Source organism: Streptomyces sp. CA-288835 (assembly GCF_050936385.1).
GTDB lineage: Bacteria > Actinomycetota > Actinomycetes > Streptomycetales > Streptomycetaceae > Streptomyces.
In genome coordinates, this window is sequence record NZ_JBNJMW010000001.1 from 6,014,820 (window position 1) to 6,032,952 (window position 18,133).

The 18,133-nt window shown below is 68.4% G+C and carries 20 protein-coding genes and 1 pseudogene; 12 read left to right on the forward strand and 9 right to left on the reverse strand.

Annotated elements, in window-relative coordinates; all coding sequences use genetic code 11:
- The first annotated feature begins 88 nt into the window (after nucleotides 1-88).
- Nucleotides 89-703: a TOPRIM nucleotidyl transferase/hydrolase domain-containing protein gene (locus tag ACQEVY_RS27415; RefSeq protein WP_432952082.1), complete on the forward strand. Its 615-nt coding sequence runs from the start codon at nucleotides 89-91 to the stop codon at nucleotides 701-703.
- 42 nt (nucleotides 704-745) lie between these two features.
- Here the strand turns inward: ACQEVY_RS27415 and ACQEVY_RS27420 are convergent, their stop codons facing one another.
- The 5 genes and pseudogenes from ACQEVY_RS27420 to ACQEVY_RS27440 form a co-directional block, all read right to left on the reverse strand.
- Nucleotides 746-1,759 (reverse strand): NADPH:quinone oxidoreductase family protein, encoded by a 1,014-nt coding sequence (locus ACQEVY_RS27420; protein WP_432952083.1) that lies wholly within the window; start codon nucleotides 1,757-1,759, stop codon nucleotides 746-748.
- Nucleotides 1,760-1,806: 47 nt separating this feature from the next.
- Nucleotides 1,807-2,172 (reverse strand): MerR family transcriptional regulator, encoded by a 366-nt coding sequence (locus ACQEVY_RS27425; RefSeq protein WP_432955421.1) that lies wholly within the window; start codon nucleotides 2,170-2,172, stop codon nucleotides 1,807-1,809.
- A gap of 24 nt (nucleotides 2,173-2,196) precedes the next feature.
- A pseudogene (locus tag ACQEVY_RS27430) lies at nucleotides 2,197-2,334 on the reverse strand (IS630 family transposase); the annotation flags it as partial.
- Between the two features lie 19 nt (nucleotides 2,335-2,353).
- The gene (locus ACQEVY_RS27435; protein ID WP_432952084.1) at nucleotides 2,354-3,319 is read right to left on the reverse strand and encodes an isopenicillin N synthase family dioxygenase; all 966 of its coding nucleotides are present in this window, start codon (nucleotides 3,317-3,319) and stop codon (nucleotides 2,354-2,356) included.
- The gene (locus ACQEVY_RS27440) at nucleotides 3,312-3,770 is read right to left on the reverse strand and encodes a nucleoside deaminase (protein WP_432952085.1); all 459 of its coding nucleotides are present in this window, start codon (nucleotides 3,768-3,770) and stop codon (nucleotides 3,312-3,314) included. The genes ACQEVY_RS27435 and ACQEVY_RS27440 overlap by 8 nt, the downstream gene beginning before the upstream one ends.
- A gap of 242 nt (nucleotides 3,771-4,012) precedes the next feature.
- Here ACQEVY_RS27440 and erm point away from each other — a divergent pair, with 242 nt between their 5' ends.
- Nucleotides 4,013-4,816: a 23S ribosomal RNA methyltransferase Erm gene (gene erm / locus ACQEVY_RS27445; protein WP_432952086.1), complete on the forward strand. Its 804-nt coding sequence runs from the start codon at nucleotides 4,013-4,015 to the stop codon at nucleotides 4,814-4,816.
- Between the two features lie 54 nt (nucleotides 4,817-4,870).
- Here erm and ACQEVY_RS27450 read toward each other — a convergent pair whose 3' ends face one another.
- Nucleotides 4,871-5,215, reverse strand: a complete 345-nt coding sequence (locus tag ACQEVY_RS27450) for a PLD nuclease N-terminal domain-containing protein (RefSeq protein ID WP_432952087.1) — start codon at nucleotides 5,213-5,215, stop codon at nucleotides 4,871-4,873.
- Between the two features lie 186 nt (nucleotides 5,216-5,401).
- On the opposite strand from ACQEVY_RS27450, the gene ACQEVY_RS27455 reads away from it, so the two are divergent.
- Together ACQEVY_RS27455 and mqnP are read left to right on the forward strand one after the other, a co-directional pair.
- Entirely contained in the window at nucleotides 5,402-6,862 is a 1,461-nt protein-coding gene (locus ACQEVY_RS27455) for a menaquinone biosynthesis decarboxylase (RefSeq protein WP_328770928.1), read from the forward strand.
- A 67-nt stretch (nucleotides 6,863-6,929) separates the two neighbouring features.
- Nucleotides 6,930-7,832, forward strand: a complete 903-nt coding sequence (gene mqnP, locus ACQEVY_RS27460) for a menaquinone biosynthesis prenyltransferase MqnP (RefSeq protein WP_432952088.1) — start codon at nucleotides 6,930-6,932, stop codon at nucleotides 7,830-7,832.
- Between the two features lie 114 nt (nucleotides 7,833-7,946).
- On the opposite strand, the gene ACQEVY_RS27465 is transcribed toward mqnP, so the two are convergent.
- Complete coding sequence (locus tag ACQEVY_RS27465) at nucleotides 7,947-8,579, reverse strand: rhomboid family intramembrane serine protease (RefSeq protein ID WP_432952089.1); 633 nt, start codon at nucleotides 8,577-8,579, stop codon at nucleotides 7,947-7,949.
- Between the two features lie 116 nt (nucleotides 8,580-8,695).
- Between ACQEVY_RS27465 and ACQEVY_RS27470 the strand changes: the two genes are divergently transcribed.
- From ACQEVY_RS27470 to ACQEVY_RS27500, 7 genes are all read left to right on the forward strand, one after another.
- Nucleotides 8,696-9,370, forward strand: a complete 675-nt coding sequence (locus ACQEVY_RS27470) for a UbiX family flavin prenyltransferase (protein WP_432952090.1) — start codon at nucleotides 8,696-8,698, stop codon at nucleotides 9,368-9,370.
- Between the two features lie 88 nt (nucleotides 9,371-9,458).
- Nucleotides 9,459-9,914, forward strand: a complete 456-nt coding sequence (locus ACQEVY_RS27475; RefSeq protein WP_328770932.1) for an Lrp/AsnC family transcriptional regulator — start codon at nucleotides 9,459-9,461, stop codon at nucleotides 9,912-9,914.
- A gap of 50 nt (nucleotides 9,915-9,964) precedes the next feature.
- Nucleotides 9,965-11,128 carry an aminofutalosine synthase MqnE gene (gene mqnE / locus ACQEVY_RS27480; protein ID WP_432952091.1) on the forward strand — a complete coding sequence of 388 codons (1,164 nt, stop codon included), beginning with the start codon at nucleotides 9,965-9,967 and terminating at the stop codon, nucleotides 11,126-11,128.
- A gap of 471 nt (nucleotides 11,129-11,599) precedes the next feature.
- Complete coding sequence (locus ACQEVY_RS27485; protein ID WP_432952092.1) at nucleotides 11,600-12,250, forward strand: UdgX family uracil-DNA binding protein; 651 nt, start codon at nucleotides 11,600-11,602, stop codon at nucleotides 12,248-12,250.
- A 112-nt stretch (nucleotides 12,251-12,362) separates the two neighbouring features.
- Nucleotides 12,363-12,896, forward strand: coding sequence for an N-acetyltransferase family protein (locus ACQEVY_RS27490; RefSeq protein WP_432952093.1), 534 nt, complete (start codon nucleotides 12,363-12,365; stop codon nucleotides 12,894-12,896).
- Between the two features lie 158 nt (nucleotides 12,897-13,054).
- Nucleotides 13,055-13,360 (forward strand): DUF4229 domain-containing protein, encoded by a 306-nt coding sequence (locus ACQEVY_RS27495; protein ID WP_328770936.1) that lies wholly within the window; start codon nucleotides 13,055-13,057, stop codon nucleotides 13,358-13,360.
- A gap of 69 nt (nucleotides 13,361-13,429) precedes the next feature.
- Nucleotides 13,430-14,083 carry a TetR/AcrR family transcriptional regulator gene (locus ACQEVY_RS27500; RefSeq protein WP_432952094.1) on the forward strand — a complete coding sequence of 218 codons (654 nt, stop codon included), beginning with the start codon at nucleotides 13,430-13,432 and terminating at the stop codon, nucleotides 14,081-14,083.
- Nucleotides 14,084-14,121: 38 nt separating this feature from the next.
- Here ACQEVY_RS27500 and ACQEVY_RS27505 read toward each other — a convergent pair whose 3' ends face one another.
- On the reverse strand, nucleotides 14,122-15,045 hold the full coding sequence (locus ACQEVY_RS27505) for a MaoC/PaaZ C-terminal domain-containing protein (protein WP_432952095.1): 924 nt from the start codon (nucleotides 15,043-15,045) through the stop codon (nucleotides 14,122-14,124).
- Nucleotides 15,046-15,440: 395 nt separating this feature from the next.
- On the opposite strand from ACQEVY_RS27505, the gene ACQEVY_RS27510 reads away from it, so the two are divergent.
- A complete protein-coding gene (locus ACQEVY_RS27510; protein ID WP_432952096.1) occupies nucleotides 15,441-17,342 on the forward strand; it encodes an AMP-dependent synthetase/ligase in 1,902 nt (633 codons plus the stop codon).
- Nucleotides 17,343-17,629: 287 nt separating this feature from the next.
- Here ACQEVY_RS27510 and ACQEVY_RS27515 read toward each other — a convergent pair whose 3' ends face one another.
- Nucleotides 17,630-17,833 carry a cold-shock protein gene (locus tag ACQEVY_RS27515; protein WP_033319512.1) on the reverse strand — a complete coding sequence of 68 codons (204 nt, stop codon included), beginning with the start codon at nucleotides 17,831-17,833 and terminating at the stop codon, nucleotides 17,630-17,632.
- Nucleotides 17,834-18,133: the final 300 nt, after the last annotated feature.

The following is an 18,133-nucleotide window of genomic DNA, read 5'->3' on the forward strand; positions in this document are numbered from 1 at the left end:
CGTCGCCACCAACACCGCGACCACGCCTCCCGCCCCCGCCCGCAGTAATTCCCTACCGTCGCGGCCGGATAGGGCGGACACTCGTCCCATGGCTGACATGGGGGCGTTTCGGGATGCGGTCATCGCGTGGGCGGCCGGTGGCCCCGCCGACCCCGCACGCGAACTGGCCGAGCGACTACCGGTCCGGGCGGCCGTCCTGCTCGAAGGACCGAGCGACGTAGCAGCGGTCGACGCCCTGGCCGCGAGTCGCGGCCGCGACCTGGCTGCCGAAGGAGTCTGCGTCCTCCCGATGGGCGGCGCAATGAGCGTCGGCCGCTTCGCCGGCCTCCTGGGACCCCCCGGCCTGAACCTGAACCTCACAGGCCTGTGCGACGAACGAGAGCGCAGCTACTACGCCCGCGGCCTGGAACGAGCAGGCGCGGCACAGCAGTTCTTCGTCTGCACAGCAGACCTGGAAGACGAACTAATCCGCGCCCTGGGCGTACCCCGAGTAGAGGCCCTGATCCAGTCAGAAGGCGACTGGCGCCCCCTACAAACCCTCCGCCAACAACCCGCCCAACAGACCCGCACCCCTCACCAGCAGCTGCGCCGCTTCCTAGGTACAAAGAAAGGCCGCAAGATCCACTACGGCCGAGTCCTAGTAGAGGCCCTCGCCCCCGACCAGGTACCCGCCCCACTGGAGGGCCTGCTCGCCAGCGTCTGACCGCCTCAGCCTGCGGGGTATTACGGTGAATCACAGGCATTCCTAACGCCAGGGATCGAGGGCGTGCTTGCCGCAGGTCTGGCCCGCTTCGAGTTGCTGCAGCACCGCCGGCCCCTCGGCCAGGGGATGGACGTGGGGGGTGCCGGGCGGGTACACGCCGTGGGTTATGAGGGCTGCGATCTCAACGAGCAACGACTGGTAGAGGGAGGGTGCTGCGGCCGCCAGCGCACCGATGTGCAGACCCTTGACCTGGACCTGATGGGTGAAGACCAGATCGTGCGTTGTCAGAGTGGCATCGCCGGAAGCGGCGCCGAACACGACGATGCGTCCGAAGCGTTTGGTGGCCGACAGGCTGGCCTTGAACGTGGCCTGTCCCACTGATTCAAGGACCAGGTCGACACGGCCGGTCAGGCGTGTGATCTCCTCAGCCAGATCGGGGCGTCGACTGTCCAGAACCTCGTCGACGCCGAGCGCTTGGACGGTGTCATGCTTCGCTGGTGACGCCGTGGCGATCACGCGCGCTCCGTAGTGGCGGGCGAGGCGAACGGCAGCCTGCCCCACGCCTCCGGCCGCGGCATGTACGAGGACTACCTCACCAGCCTTGATCTCGCCCAACGTCTTCAGTGCCGCCAACGCGGTAACCCAGTTCAGCACCAGGCCGAGAGCTTCGGCGTCGCTCCAGCCGGAAGGCACGGGGAGTACACCCGCGGCAGGCATCGTCATGTACTGCGCGAAGGCGCCGGGGCCAGTGCCGACGACGTGGGTACCGAGTTGGAGAGGACTCTCGACGTCCGGGCCGACACCCACGATCTCGCCGACAGCCTCGAAACCCGCCACGTAGGGCGCCTGCGGGCCTCCACCGTAATTTCCATGCGTCTGCATGACGTCAGCGAAGTTGACACCGGCGGCGCCCACGCGGATCAGGTACTCGCCGGGCCCCGGAGTGGGACGGCGCTGTTCGGTCGTCAGGGCCAGGTCTTTCGGTCCCCGGTGCGACCGTTGGATCAGTGCTCGTACCGTCTGCTCAGCGGTGTGCCGCTGCTCGTTGATCTCCATGCACCGAACGTAGGAATCTGACACTTACGTCAAGGTCAAGGGAACGTTCAGAGATCAATACGGCGGGCCTCTCGAAGGTAGGAGTCCAGTGCCGCCTGCTGATCGCTGAGAACGGCGATGCGAGCAGCGAGCCGATCACGAAAGCTCTGTACCTCGTGCAGGAACTCCGCGCACACCACTTCGGTGCCGGCATCGGATCCGTCAGTGAGACGGGGCAGGACTTCCCTGATCAACCGCACAGGCAGCCCGGACTCCAGCAGCGAGCGGATAACGAGCACCCGATCGATAGTGGACTGGCAGTAGTCGCGGAACCCATTGCTGAAACGGCCAGGGACGATCAAGCCTTCATCCTCGTAGTGCCGCAACGATCTCGCACTCGCACCGCTGACTCTGGAAGCTTCGCTGATCTTCATACCTGAAGCAACGCCCAGGAACACCGCGACCTTCCAGCACTCGCTACGGTCGGACCAGCCGGAGGTGGCCGGGCCGGCATCCAACACCGTCTCCAGCACGCGCAGTTGTCCCGCATCGAGCTTGCAGCGGGCGCCGCCTGGGCCTTTGGAGGCAAGGGCCGACTCTGCCGCTTCTTCGTGATCAGCCGACCGTGATCGAGTCCAGCTTCTCCCGCAGGTATACGTGCGAGTCCACCGGCTCGTACGCCACCCGCCCGACCGGCGCCGGTACCGACTCCACGAGCGTCCCCGGTGTGCACTCGCCGAAGTAGACGAGGGACATCAGCTCCTCGGCGGGTGCGTCCGCGGGCGGGGGCAGGACCCGGTGGCGGCCCGAGCGCCAGCGGTCGCCCGTCCAACGGGCCATTAGGTCACCGATGTTGATGGTGAACGCCTCGGGGTCGTACGGGGCGTTCTCCCAGCCGCCTTCGTCTGTGAAGACTTGCAGGCCGCCCTTGCCGGACTGGCGGTCGAGGATCGTGACCGTGCCGAAGTCGGTGTGCGGGCCGATGCGGAACTGGTTCGGCTCGGGGACGCCCAGTACGTCCCTGCCCGGATACCAGTTGATGTTGAAGCCGTAGGTGGGGTGGCTCATGTGACGGGTGAAGAAGGCGGGTTCGAGACCGAGGGCTTCGCCGAGGAGGCTCAGGAGGTGGTTCTCCAGGGCCGCCATCCGGGCCAGGTACTCCTCGCAGAGCGGCCTCAACTCGGGGGCCTCCGCGGGCCAGACGTTCGGCGCGTACCACTCCGCGTTCACGACCGGGTCCTCGAAGGGCTCGTGCGTCGCGAACGTCAGCGACTCCTTCAGGTCCGGTGGGGTCTCGGTTCCCTCCGCGTAGCCGTTGGCCTCCGCGCCCGGGCCGAGCCAGCCGCGGCCGCCGACTTGGGCGGCGTACGGCTGCTTGACCTCGACCGGCAGCCGGAAGAAGGCGCGGGCGGAGTCCCGGATGGCCGTCCGCAGCTCCGGGTCCACGCCGTGCCCTGTCACCAGCAGGAACCCGGCGGTCTGCAAGGCCGCGTCGACCGTGCGCGCGATCTCCTTGCGGGCCGCGGGGTCGCCGGAGAGCCAGGGGCGTAGGTCGATGGTCGGGATGCGGGGCTCACTCACCGATGTCCTCGTTCCACAGAGCCGGGTTGTTCTTGATGAAGTCGTGCATCAGGGCGGTGCACTCGGGGTCGTTCAACAGGACGATCTCCACGCCGTGTTCGGCCAGCCAGTCGTGGCCGCCGTGGAACGTTGTCGCCTCGCCGATCACCACCCGCGAGATGCCGAACTGGCGCACCAGGCCGGAGCAGTACCAGCACGGTGAGAGGGTCGTCACCATCGTCGTACCGCGGTACGTCCGCTGCCGGCCGGCCGCGCGGAAGGCGGACGTCTCCGCGTGCATGGACGGGTCGTCGTCCTGGACGCGACGGTTGTGGCCGCGGCCCAGGACGGTCCCGTCGGTGCCATAGAGCGCGGCGCCGATCGGGATGCCGCCCTCGGCGAGCCCCGCCCGCGCCTCCTGGACGGCGGTGGCGAGCCATGCGCGTGCCTGTGCCTGATCCATGGGCTCCATGCTCCCCAGTGTTGTACCGAAAAATGAGTTGCCGAGGGGTACTTGGCGTGACGTAACTTGATCGGCATGTGCGCAGCCGCAGCAATCACCAGGACCCGTCGCTTCTAGCGGCGGGCACTCTCACGACGTAACGCCTCACGCGTAACGATCTCGCGTAACGAGAGCAGCCGCCGCTCCGGAGACCTCCCGCCGGGCGGCCCCTGCCGTGCTGCCCGGCTTCCCTTCGAAGCCGCGGAGATCCTGTGCGCACGCAGCGTCATCAGCACTCACACCGGCGTCCTGGCCGTCCTGGCCGTCACGAGCTCGGTCAGAACTTCCTCGTCGATCAGAGTGTCATCGACGCCATCGTCGGCCTCGTGACCCGTACCGACGGGCCGATCATCGAGATCGGCGCCGGAGACGGCGCGCTCACCCTCCCCCTGCAAGGCCTCGCCAGGCCCCTGACCGGCATCGAGATCGACGACCGGCGCGCGGCCCGCCTCGATCGCCGTACGCGCCCGTCGACCGCCATCGTCCGGGCGGACTTCCTCCGCTATACGGTCCCCAGCACGCCCCATGTCCTGGTGGGCAACCTGCCCTTCCACCAGACGACCGCCATGCTCCGGCGCATCCTCAACGCCCCCGGCTGGACCGACGCCGTCCTGCTCGTGCAGTGGGAGGTCGCGCGCCGTCGGGCCGGTGTGGGCGGGGCGACGATGATGACGGCGCAGTGGTGGCCGTGGTTCGAGTTCCGGCTCGTACGACGCGTACCGGCGGCGGCGTTCCGGCCGCGACCCGGTGTCGACGGCGGGCTGATGACGGTGTCCCGGCGGGAGCGTTCCCTCGTCGACCGTCGCGAGCAGCGGCGCTACCAGGACTTCGTCCAGCGGGTGTTCACCGCCAAAGGCCGCGGCCTGCCGGAGATGCTCGCCGCGGCCGCGCCCGAGCTGCCGCGGCAACGGATCCGCCGCTGGACGCGCCACCACCGGATCGCCCCGCATGTCCTGCCGAAGAGCCTTACCGCGGAGCAGTGGGCGGAGCTGTACCGGCTCCGGCAGGAGCGTTAGCTCTTGCCGTCAGCTCGCGGTCAGCTCGCCGTCAGTTCTCGCCGGCTCCCGGCGTCACTTCTCGCCGTCCTCGTCTCGCTTTTCGTCCAGCTTTTCGTCCGGCTTCTCGTCGTGCTTCTCGTCCTTCGGTTCCTCGTCCTTCAGGGACTTCAGGAACTCGGGGTTGTCGTCCGGCGCCACCCAGCCGTCGCGGCGGCCACCGCCGGCGGGGCGCCGCGGCGTGCGCTCCTTGCCCACCAGCAGCCAGGAGATGGAGCCCACCAGCGGGAAGAGTAGGACGAGCATGGCCCAGAGCGGCTTCGGGATGTACCGGATCTGCTTCTCATCGGTGCTGATGCAGTCGATGAACGCGTAGATGCTGAGCCCCAGCGGCACCAGCACCATCAGCACCCTGAGCATGAGCACTCCCTTGCGTTGCGATCGGGGCCGCTGGACCAGGCCCCGTTACCGGGCCAGGGTAGCCCGTAGCAGCTGTGCTACCCCGGGGGGCGCTGTGTCCCATTGCCGCTGCGCGGCGGGCCGGACCCCCGGCCGGAACGCGGGGCGCGCGCATGCTTCCGACTGCCCTCGGCGATACTTGACGGCATGGCTTACGACGATCTTCGCTCCCTGCTCAGGGCACTGGAACGCGAGGGTGACCTCAAGCGCGTCAAGGCCGAGGTCGACCCGTATCTGGAAGTGGGGGAGATCGTCGACCGCGTACAGAAGTCGGGCGGTCCGGCGCTGCTCTTCGAGAACGTACGCGGGTCGGCCATGCCGCTCGCGATGAACGTCTTCGGGACCGACCGCCGCCTGCTCAAGGCGCTCGGCCTGAAGTCGTACGGCGAGATCAGCGAGAAGATCGGCGGGCTGCTCAAGCCCGAACTGCCGCACGGGTTCGTCGGCGTGCGCGAGGCCTTCGGGAAGCTCGGCGCCATGACGCACGTACCGCCGAAGAAGGTGAAGTCCGACAACGCGCCCGTGCAGGAGGTCGTCGTCAAGGGCGACGACGTCGACCTCGACCAGCTCCCCGCCCTCTTCACCTGGCCGAAGGACGGCGGGTCCTTCTTCAACCTCGGCCTCACCCACACCAAGGACCCGGAGAGCGGCATCCGCAACCTCGGGCTGTACCGCCTCCAGCGCCACGACAAGCGCACCATCGGCATGCACTGGCAGATCCACAAGGACAGCCGGAACCACTATCAAGTGGCCGCGCGCCGGGGCGAGAAGCTCCCGGTCGCGATCGCGTTCGGATGCCCGCCCGCCGTCACCTACGCCTCCACCGCCCCGCTCCCCGGCGACATCGACGAGTACCTCTTCGCCGGGTTCCTCCAGGGCAAGCGGATCGAGATGGTCGACTGCAAGACGGTGCCGTTGCAGGTGCCGGCGCAGGCGGAGGTCGTACTGGAGGGATGGCTGGAGCCGGGCGAGATGCTCCCGGAGGGGCCCTTCGGCGACCACACCGGCTTCTACACCCCGCAGGAACCGTTCCCGGCGCTGACGATCGACTGCGTGACGATGCGGAAGCGGCCGTTGCTCCAGTCGATCGTGGTCGGCCGCCCTCCGACCGAGGACGGACCTCTCGGCCGGGCAACGGAGCGGTTCTTCCTGCCGCTCCTCAAGATCATCGTTCCCGACATCGTGGACTACCACCTCCCCGAGGCGGGCGGTTTCCACAACTGCGCGATCGTCGCGATCGACAAGAAGTACCCGAAGCACGCCCAGAAGGTGATGCACGCGATCTGGGGCGCGCACATGATGTCCCTGTCCAAGCTGATCGTGATCGTCGACTCGGACTGCGACGTCCACGATCTGCACGAGGTCGCGTGGCGCGCCCTCGGCAACACGGACTACGCCCGCGATCTCACGGTCGTAGAAGGCCCGGTCGACCACCTCGATCACGCCTCCTACCAGCAATTCTGGGGCGGCAAGGCGGGCATCGACGCGACGAAGAAGTGGCCCGAGGAGGGCTACACGCGCGACGGCGGCTGGCCGGACATGGTGCTGTCCGACCCGGAGACGGCGGCGCTCGTCGACCGCCGCTGGAAGGAGTACGGACTCAAGTGAGCGGCAACGTGATCAGCAACGTGATCAGCGCGTATCGCCCGTGCAGCAGAAGGGAGTTCGGACTCTCGTGAGCAGCGCATCCGCAGCGATCCCGCAGCCCGGCCGTACGAAGGCGTTCCTGCGCCTCGTCATGATCGAGCACTCCGTCTTCGCGCTGCCCTTCGCCTACATCGCCGCGTTGACGGCGATGTTCCAGCTCGACCGGAACATTCACTGGGGCCGGCTCCTCCTCGTCACCATCGCGATGGTCGGGCTGCGTACGTTCGCCATGGCCGCGAACCGGATCATCGACCGCGAGATCGACGCCCGTAACCCCCGTACCGCGCAACGGGAGTTGGTCACCGGCGCGATGACGGTGCGGCACGCGTGGACGGGCGCGCTGGTCGCCCTGGTCTTCTTCCTCGGAGCCGCGGCCCTGCTCAACCCCCTCTGCCTCGCCCTCGCCCCCATCGCCGTGATCCCGATGGTGGTCTACCCCTACGGCAAGCGGTTCACGAACTTCCCGCAGGCCATCCTCGGTCTCGCCCAGGCCATGGGCCCGATCGGCGGCTGGCTGGCGATCACCGGCGAATGGTCCTGGGACGCGGTGATCCTCGGCCTCGCGGTCGGCATCTGGATCGGCGGCTTCGACCTGATCTACGCCTGCCAGGACGTCAAGACGGACCGCGAGATCGGCGTCATGTCGGTCCCGGCCCGCTTCGGCATCCCGGCCGCCATCTGGGGCGCCCGCGGCTGCCACACCATCACCACGGCACTGTTCGTCTGGTACGCCCTGGCCACCGACGCGGGCGCCTTCTTCTGGCTGGGCCTGCTGATCGTCGCCGCCGCGTTCCTCTACGAGCACTCGATCGTGAAGCCGCACGACCTGTCCCGGGTGAACAGGGCGTTCTTCTCGACGAACGGCTTCATCGGAATCAGCCTCTTCATCTGCGCCCTGATCGACCTGCTCGTGCGCGGCCTCACGGTCTGACCGGCTCGTACGGATCTGCCCGTACGCGGCCTGCCAGCTCGTACTGTTCCGCTCGTACGCGGCTTACCGGCTCGTACCGTTCCGCCCGTACGTGCCATACGCGCCGTACGCGGCTTACCGGATGGCCCTTTCGGGTGAGCCGGAGGCCGAGCGGCGGCGGAACAGGAAGGCCGCTGCCACGCCGGACACCAGGCCGACGAGATGCCCCTGCCAGCTGACCGTGCTGTCGGTGGGGGCTATGCCCACGAGGACCGAGCTGCCCCAGACCGCCGCGATCAGTATCCCGGCCACGATGCCGAGCGGCCTGCGCTCCACGAAGCCGCTGATCACCAGGAAGCCGAAGAGCCCGAAGATCAGGCCGGAGGCCCCGGCGGTGTTGGTGTGCGCCGGAGATATCAGCCAGACGCCGAGCCCGTCGGCCACGATGATCAGCGCGGCCGCGGCGGCGAAACGGCGCAGCCCGCTGAGGGCCGCGACAAAGCCGAGGACGAGCAGCGGAACCGTGTTCGCTGCCAGGTGGGCGAAGCCGAAATGGATGAACGAGGCCGGCACGATGTCGACCAGCTCCGACGGCGTACGCGGAGTGATTCCGAGGCCGTCCAGCGAGTGACCCGTGCTCACGTCGACCACTTCGAGCAGCCACAGCAAGGCCACCCAGCCCACCATCAACTTGGCAGCCGTCTTGGCCCGCTCGCCCTGCGACCAGCCCCGGTCACTCCGGGTCCAACTGACGTCCTTACCAGCCATCGCCGTCCCCCATGTCCACCCGTAGTGCCGCACGCACCAGTCGCCCGGCTCTGTCAGATTAACGGGCGGGCCCCTCGGGCCGTTCCCGCTTCGGGTCGCCGGATAGGCTCGACACCATGAAGCCAGGACAGACGCAGCGCACGCCTTGGATCGTGGGGGTCTCGGGTGCGTCCGGTACGCCGTATGCCGCTGCTGTGCTGCGTGCGCTTCTGGATGCAGGGGACAGCGTCGACCTGATCGTCAGCAGGGCTTCGCGGTTGACGTTGCTGGACGAGACGGGGATCAGCTTCCGGGACGCCCACTGGGACGAGGACCTGCGCGAATGGCTGGCCCGTGGCGCGGACGGCAAGCCCGGCACCTTCGACATCCAGGCCCAGGACGTACGTCACTGGAGTCCCGGTGACCTGGCAGCGGGGCCGTCCTCAGGCTCGTACGCCTCGAAAGGCATGCTCATCGTGCCCGCGTCCACGGCCTGTGTCGCCGGGGTCGCGCTCGGCCTCTCGAAGGACCTGCTGCAACGCGCCGCGAGCGTCACGCTCAAGGAGCGCCGCAAGCTGGTCGTCGCCGTCCGCGAGACCCCGCTGAACGGGCAGACCCTGCGGCACCTCGTAACCCTGGACGACGCGGGCGCGACCGTACTGCCGGCGTCCCCGGCGTTCTACGCGGGCGCCACCCACATCCAGGACCTCGTCGACTTCGTCGCCGGGCGGGTGCTGGACGCGGCGGGCGTCGAGCACACGCTGTACCGCCGCTGGGAGGGCGAACTGGGCGGCGGCTCACGCCCCACCTGAGCAAGACCGGTTGAGCAACGAGCAGCACCCACGCAGCACTTCAGGACTTCGTACTTCAAGAACTCTTCAGCGGAAGGCTATCGATCGCATGGACGCGGTGGACAGGCAGCTCATCCAGGCCCTGAGGGAGAACGGCCGGGCCTCCTACGCGGAGCTGGGACGCCTCGTCGGACTGTCGGGACCCAGCGTCACCGACCGCATCAACCGCCTGGAGGCCGCCGGTGTCATCACCGGCTACCGCGCGACGGTCGACGCCGCCTCGCTCGGCCTCGGCGTCACCGCCCTGATCGGCATCTCGCTCTCCGACGCCGCCGACCACGAGGACGTCGCGCACCGGCTGCGGGACCTGAACGAGATCGAGGACTGCTGGTTCATCGCGGGCGACGACTCGTTCATGCTCAAGGTCCGGGCGCCGGATGTGGACGGCCTGGAGAAGACGATCCGGCGGCTGTCGGGGACGAAGGGCGTGTCCCGTACGCGTACGACGATCGTGCTCTCCACGAAGTGGGAGAACCGGGTGGGTGAGCTGCCCGAAGAGGCATAAGGGCTCAGGCGTACGGTTGGCAGGGTTCGTCTTCGAGGAGAGGTAAAGGCATGGACGTCGGGCTCAAGCGCGAGCTGGAGGAGAAGGTCCGGGCCGGTGAACGGCTCACCCGTGAGGACGGCATCGCGCTGTACGAGTCGGACGACCTGGCCTGGCTGGGCGGGCTGGCGCACGAGGTGCGGACCCGTAAGAACGGTGACGTCGTCCACTTCAACGTCAACCGGCACCTCAACATGACGAACGTATGCACGGCGTCGTGTGCGTACTGCTCCTTCCAGCGCAAGCCGGGCGAGAAGGACGCGTACACGATGCGCATCGAGGAGGCGGTGAAGCTCGCCAAGGCGATGGAGGGCGAGAACCTCACCGAGCTGCACATCGTCAATGGCCTGCACCCGAATCTGCCGTGGCGTTACTACCCGCGGTCGCTGTCGGAGCTGAAGAAGGCGCTGCCGAACGTCTCTCTGAAGGCCTTCACGGCGACCGAGATCCACCACTTCGAGACGATCTCGGGCCTGTCGGCGTCGGAGATCCTGGACGAGCTGATCGAGGCGGGCCTGGAGTCCCTCACCGGCGGCGGCGCGGAGATCTTCGACTGGGAGGTACGCCAGCACATCGTCGACCACCGCACGCACTGGGAGGACTGGTCGCGCATCCACCGCCTGGCGCATGCGAAGGGTCTGAAGACCCCGTGCACGATGCTGTACGGCCACATCGAAGAGCCGAGGCACAGGGTTGATCACGTGCTGCGCCTGCGTGAACTGCAGGACGAGACGGGTGGCTTCCAGGTCTTCATCCCGTTGCGCTACCAGCACGACTTCGTCGACATGAAGGACGGCAAGGTACGCAACCGGCTGCAGGCGCGCACGCAGATGGCGACGGGTGCGGAAGCCCTGAAGACCTTCGCGGTCTCTCGGCTGCTCTTCGACAACGTGCCGCACGTCAAGGTCTTCTGGGTCATGCATGGCGTGCAGACCGCGCAGTTGGCGTTGCAGCACGGGGCCGATGACATGGACGGCTCGGTGGTCGAGTACAAGATCACCCACGACGCCGACAACTACGGCACGCCGAACAAGTTGACCCGCGAGGACTTGCTGGACCTGATCAGGGACGCCGGGTTCCGTCCGGTGGAACGGAACACGCGGTACGAGATCATCCGCGAGTACGAGGGCCCGGACGCGTCGCGTCGCGAGTCGCCTCAGCCGATGCGGGTCTGATCAAAGAGGGCTCCGCCCTCTTGACCCCCGGCTCCATCGGGGGTGCCAAGTGGGGTGGTCGGGAGGGTGCGGGTGGTTGGTGGCTGGTCGCGCAGTTCCCCGCGCCCCTTACGGGGCGCACGGCACCCTGCGCTCTCCAGCAGAGCCCAGGCCCCCAGCGCTCCACCCGCCAGCGCTCTTCAGCCGGGCCCAGGCACCCCCAGCCCGTCCAGCGCGAGACGACAAGGCCGCTCGGGCCGACGCTCACCCACCCGCCCCCAGCGACACCACCCACCCCCACCCACCGGCACCTTTTCAGCCGAGGCATGGCAATCCAGCCCGTCCGGCGTTTGAGGACGAGGCCGTTCAGGCCGATTGGGGTCTGGGGCGGAGCCCCAGCGCGGTCCAGGGGCAGCGCCCCTTGTTACGGGAAGGGGCGGGGTGGGGGAGAAATCCGCGTGAGGCACCGCGCGGCAGGGGTACTCGGGCCGCATGGTCACCACTAAGGCCCCCGAGGACGCGTACACGGCGGAGCCGTTCGTGCCGGAGCGCGGCGGCCTGGCCGCCCTCCGCAAGGCCGCCGCCGACTGCCGCGGTTGCCCCCTGCACCGGGACGCCACACAGACCGTATTCGGCAACGGCGACACCGACGCCCGCGTACTGATCGTCGGCGAACAGCCCGGCGACCAGGAGGACCGGCAGGGCAAGCCGTTCGTCGGCCCCGCGGGCCGCCTGCTCGACCGCGCTCTGGCCGAGGCAGGCATCGACCCCACCCAGACGTACGTCACGAACGCGGTCAAGCACTTCAAGTTCACCCGCTCCGGCCCCGGCAAGCGCCGTATCCACAAGGCACCGAGCCTGCGCGAGATGACGGCCTGCGGCCCCTGGCTGGCCGCCGAACTCGCCCTGGTGGACCCGGAGTTGATCGTCATACTCGGCGCAACGGCGGGCAAGGCCCTGCTCGGCTCCTCGTTCCGCGTCACGCAGCAACGCGGAACCCTCCTGGAGGAGGAGATCCACGGCCGCCAGACCCGCGTGGTCGCCACCATCCACCCGTCCGCAGCCCTACGCGCCGACGACCGCGAGGCGGTGTACCAGGGACTGGTCTCCGACCTGAAGGTGGCGGCAAGGGCACTGGGCTGAACGCGGGCCAAGCGGAGAATGAGGGGAGAACGCCGGTCCGTTGGCGCGCAGGGCGTCCGCGAGTCCTCTGAATGCCTTGAGCCTCGTACGCGGTAATAGATACTCTCGCCCCATGCCCCTTACGTTCACCCTCGACCCCACCGTAGACCCCGCCCTCCGCGACGGCATCCTCACCCTCTGGGCCGACGTATCCAACGCAGGCGGTGCCGTCGGCTTCGTACCACCCGTGGCCCCCGACGCGATCCGCCCGGAACTCATCAAGCACCTGGCCGCGATGAGCGAAGGCCGTATGCGGCTGCTGATCGGCCGCGACGAGGACGGAGACATCGCCGCAACCGCCTTCTTCGCCTTCAACACGCACCGGCTGATGACGCACTGGGTGTGGCTCTACACGGTGATGGTGCACCCGAAGCACCAGGGCAAGGGCTACGGACGCGACCTGCTCGCAGCCGCCGCGGAGGCGGCCGCCGGCTTCGAGGGCATCGACGCGATACGGCTCACCTGCCGCGGCGGACTGGGACTCGAGCGTTTCTACGCCTCCTGCGGCTACAAGGAGGTCGGCCGCGTACCCGGCGCGATCCGCGTAGCCCCCGGTGACGACCGCGACGACATCACGATGCTGCTGCCACTCACCCGCCTCACCTGAGGTCACCCGCCTGAGGCACCACTCCGCCCGAGGCTTCTCAGCTTGAAGCCATGGAGGCCCCGCTGAGCCCCCGCAGGCCCCCCTGCGAGCTCAAACCCAGAACATGCTTGACTGGAGGGTGCCCTTTGGGAACGTTCGAACGGGAAGAGTGGATTGAGATGCTCCGCTACACGCTGATGCGCCTCGGAATCTTCGTGGGCTGCCTCGTGGTCGTCTGGGGCCTCGTCTACTCCGGCATCGCCCCGCGCGGCCTCGGCGACTCCAACGGCATGTGGATCGTCCTGCTCGCCCTCGTGCTCTCCGCCCCGATCAGCTTCGTGGTCCTGCGCAAGGAGCGCGACCGTGCCTCCGCGAAGATCGTCGAGCGGGTGGACCGCACCAAGGCCAACCTGGAGCGCAACCGTTCCCAGGAGGACACCGCGGACGACGCGGCCCGCGGCGGCGCACAGGGCCAGCCTTCGTAAACCCAGCCTTCGTAAGCCCGGCCCTCATAACGCGGCCTTCGCCGCCAGGCGGACCGTACGCTAAGCCATATGGGTGCTGTGAAGAACAAGCGGATGCCGCGTGCCGTGCGTGAACAGCAGATGCTGGACGCCGCCGTGCGGACCTTCGGGCAGCGGGGGTACCGGGCCGCTTCGATGGACGAGATCGCCGATCTGGCGGGCGTGTCCAAGCCGCTGGTGTACCTGTACCTGAACTCCAAGGAAGACCTCTTCACGGCCTGCATCCGCCGCGAGGCCGCCGCCCTGACGGCCGCCGTACGCGCGGGAGTTCACCCCGGTCTGCCCGCCGACCGCCAACTCTGGGAAGGCCTGCGGGCGTTCTTCACGCACACCGCGCAGAACCCGGACGGCTGGGCGGTGTTGCACCTCCAGGCCCGTACGCACGGCGAGCCGTTCGCCGCCGAAGTCGCCGCGATGCGGGAGGAACTCGTCGCGTTCGTCACCCAGTTGATAGCGGTGGCCGCCCGCGAGGCGAACCGGGAGCCGCCGCCCCCCGAGCGCGCCGAGAACGAGGTCGCCGGCCTGGCCGAGGCCCTGGTCGGAGCGGCCGAGTCCCTCGCAGCCTGGGCCAACAGCACCCCCGGCGTCTCAGCCAAGCAGGCGGCGGCGACCCTGATGAACTTCGCCTGGGCGGGCCTCGGAAACCTCATGGACGGCCGGGCCTGGAACCCTCCGAAGCCGTAACGCGTCCAGCCAGGCAACGCCTCACGCCGGATACGACCTCACGCCAGTGTCCGCACCTCGCCCCTGACGTGCACGCGTTCCCCACCCCCACGCAGCTCGAAGGCACCCCCCTTCGCCGCGTACGTCACCACCCCCGGCAACAGCACCGGCGCCCTGAACTCGGCCTTGACGTACGCGCCTTCGGGAACCCCGTGCTCAGCCAGGCAGCGCGCCACGGTCCACATGCCATGCGCGATGGGCCGACGGAAGCCGAAGAGCCGAGCCGTGACCGGATGCAGATGGATCGGGTTCCGATCCCCGGACGCCGCCCCGTATCGCCGCCCGAGATCCCCACCGAGCCGCCACTCGGCGATGGCGGGAAGGGGCTGAGGGGGCTGATGGGGCCGAGAAGGTCGCGCGCTCTGCGCACTGTGCGGCGTACTGCCCGTGCTCTGCGCGCTGCGCGTGCCCTGCGAGGTCCGATGCCGCGCAAGATACGTACTCCTCGACTCCCATACGAGCCTGCCCCCGGCCCGTGCCTCCGTGACGAGCGTCGCCTCGGTCCCACGCCGATGGGGCACCAACCCCTCGACGTACGCCTGGAGTTCGTACTCCCCGGTCGCCGGAAGCCCCTCCCGCTGCACGATCTCGACGGACGTGTGCACAAGCCCGAGCAACGGCAGCGGAAACGCCCGCTCACTCATTAACCGCATGGCCAGCGGAAACCCCAGCACATGCGGATACGTCACCGGCAGCGCGTCGGCACCCACGCCGTACCCGCAGACGCGCTCGTACCCGGCGAGTTTGGCGAGGTCGATGCGAACTCCGGGGAGTACGAGGCGAGTCGGGGGAAGATCCGTGTCGTCGGCTGCCCGGGGCCGCTTGAAGGGGGAGAGGAGCGCGCCGCGGGTGAGGAGGGGAGCGAGGGCTGGGGCGGCGGCCAGGGTCTCGTTGCGTAGGGGGCGCATGGGGCGGTCGGCCATCGTCCAAGAACTCCCAGCTCGATCGGCGCAGTTGTGGATCTGGTGGTGCATCTGGTGGGGATCCGGTCGCAGATCCGGTCGCAGATCTGATCGCAGATCTGATCGGGGCTCTGATCGCGGATCCGGTCGTGGCTCTGATCTGGATCTGATCGTGATGCTTACTCCAAAGTAAGATTACTCAGAAGTCAGAAAGTGGTCGAGACGCACCCGGCGCCTGTGAATGTGTGTGGAGGGTGGCGTCGTCGCTGGTGAAGACGGTTCGCTCACGGCACCCGCGTACGTCGTAATGCGTATGTTGATGGACCCACTCCCACTGAACACCGGGTAGATCAGCCCCGTAGCACCCATGGGGCCTTGCGGGGGGACCGCCGGGCATGACGAAGAGGAGCCGCCCCATGTCCGCCAGAAAGTCCTCCACCCCTGCACCAGCCCTCGTCGAGCCGGATCTCAAGCGGCTGGACGGGGTCGTACGGGAGGCGTCGGTGCCGCCGCTCGTCGCGCCGATCACGCACGGTTCGCTCGCGGACATCCCGTTCGACAACGCGAGCGACGCCCCCGCCCAGGTCGTACTGAGCCGCAAGGGGCCGGACGGCGACTGGTTGGACGTGACGGCGAACGCGTTCGCTGACGAAGTGCTGGCGCTGGCCAAGGGGTTGATCGGCGAGGGGCTGATGCCGGGCGACCGGATCGCCATCATGGCGCGTACGACGTACGAGTGGACGCTGCTGGACTTCGCGGCCTGGGCCGCCGGCCTGGTGACCGTGCCGATCTACCCGACCTCCTCCCTCTTCCAGACCCGCTGGATCCTCCAGGACTCCGGGGCCGTCGCGCTCGCCGTCGAGAGCGCCGCGCAGGCCGCCGCGCTGGGCCCGGAGATGGAGAGGCTCCCGGATCTGCGGCATGTGTGGGTCTTCGAGAAGGGGCACGTGGAGCGGCTCGCCGAGTCGGGCAGGAACGTTCCGGACGCGGAAGTCGCCGTACGCCGTGGGATGTTGGGGCCGGGCACCCTCGCCACGATCATCTACACCTCGGGTACGACCGGTCGCCCCAAGGGCTGCGCGCTGTCCCACGGCAACTTCTTCGCCGAGGTCGACAACGCCATCGAACTCCTCTACCCCGCCTTCAGATCCCTCACCGACGAACCGGCGGCCACCCTCCTCTTCCTCCCCCTCTCCCACGTCTTCGGCCGCATGATCGCGATCGGCTGCCTGCGCGCCCGCGTCCGGCTGGGGCATGCGCCCAGCATCGGTTCGGAGGAACTGCTCGCCGACCTGGCCTCGTTCAAGCCGACGTTCCTGGTGGCCATCCCGTACGTCCTGGAGAAGGTCTTCAACACGGGCCGCGCGACCGCCGAACGCATGGGCCGCGCCTCGTCCTTCGACCGCGCAACGCGCGTCGCCCGCGCGTACGGCGAGGCGATCGAGGCCGAGCAGCACGGCCTGGGCCCCGGCCCGAGCCGCTCCCTGCGCGCGGCCCGCTCCCTCTACGACCCGCTCGTCTACCGCCGCATCCGGGCCGCCCTGGGCGGCCGCGTCCGCTACGCCATCTGCGGCGGCTCCCCGCTCAGCCGCGAGATGGCGGCGTTCTTCGCCGGCGCGGGCATAGAGATCTTCGAGGGTTACGGCCTCACCGAGTCGACGGCGGCTGCCACGGTCACCCCGCCCCTCAAGCCCCGCCTCGGCACGGTGGGCTGGCCGCTGCCCGGCACCCGGGTCCGTATCGCCGCGGACGGGGAGATCCTGCTGAGCGGCAACCATGTCTTCCGGGGTTACTGGGATCCGCACGCGGGCGGAGTCGCCCCTGCCGCCCCCGACGGCTGGTTCGCGACGGGCGACATCGGCACCCTGGACGACGAGGGCTACCTCACGATCACCGGCCGCAAGAAGGAAATCCTGATCACGGCCGGCGGCAAGAGCGTCGCCCCGGCCCCCCTGGAGGACTGGCTCCGCTCCCACCCCCTGATAGCCCACGTCATGGTCGTAGGTGACGGCCGCCCGTACGTCAGCGCCGTGATCACCCTCGACCCCGAAGGCATCACCCACTGGCGCCAGATGAACAACAAACACGCGGTGCCCAACGAACTCCTGGTGGACGACGAGGAGTTGAACACCATCCTCAAACGCGCCATCCACGAGGCCAACAAGCTGGTCTCCCGCCCGGAGTCGATCCGCCGCTTCGCCATTCTGCCGGGGAGGTTCAGCGAGGAGGCCGGGCACCTGACGCCGACGATGAAGCTACGGCGGGATGCGATCGCAAGGGACTTCGCGGCGGAGATCGAGGGGTTGTACGAGAGGTAGGGCGGGCGTGGCCGCTGCGCGGCGGAGGGCGAACGGGGCCTTTGGCTCGTATGTGCGTGGGAAGGCGCAGGTTTTTTAGGGGCGCGGGGCTGTATCAATTTGCGGCTCCGCCGCGTGGGCGCGACCAGCCACAACGAGCCCGCACCCGCCAACGAACCCCAAAACCCACCCCACTAGGCGCCCGCCGGAGGCAAAAGGCAGGAGCCCCGCCACCGAATAGGTGAAGGGGCTCCTTAGGTACTGCACTCGTTCCGGAGCTCAGAGCGTCCGCTCTAGAGGCCGAAGGATCAGACGGGTGTGACGTTCTCCGCCTGCGGGCCCTTCGGACCCTGGGTGACGTCGAAGGTAACCGCTTGGTTCTCTTCGAGGGAGCGGAAGCCGCTCGCGTTGATTGCGGAGTAGTGGACGAAGACGTCGGGGCCTCCGCCTTCTTGGGCGATGAAGCCAAAGCCCTTTTCGGCGTTGAACCACTTCACGGTTCCGGTAGCCATAAGCCCTCCTTGGGCCCAAAGGGTTGCCCTGCTCCAGAACCAGCGATTGTGTAAACAACTGCATTCGTCTGAAAACGACGAGAGCCCGCGGTCACATGCGCTCCGCAGGCTCTGTACTGCAAGGGAAACCAAACTGCAACTTGCGGCTGAGCCTAGCATGCAGGCAGCGGAAAGCAACAGGGGTCAAGATCACGTCACCCAAAGGTTTGAGCAGCTCACCCGAGGGGTTGACGTAGGGATGGCGACCAGGTGTCACAGGGCTTGACACGAGAGGCCGGGCGGGTTTCCGGAATGGCTCCC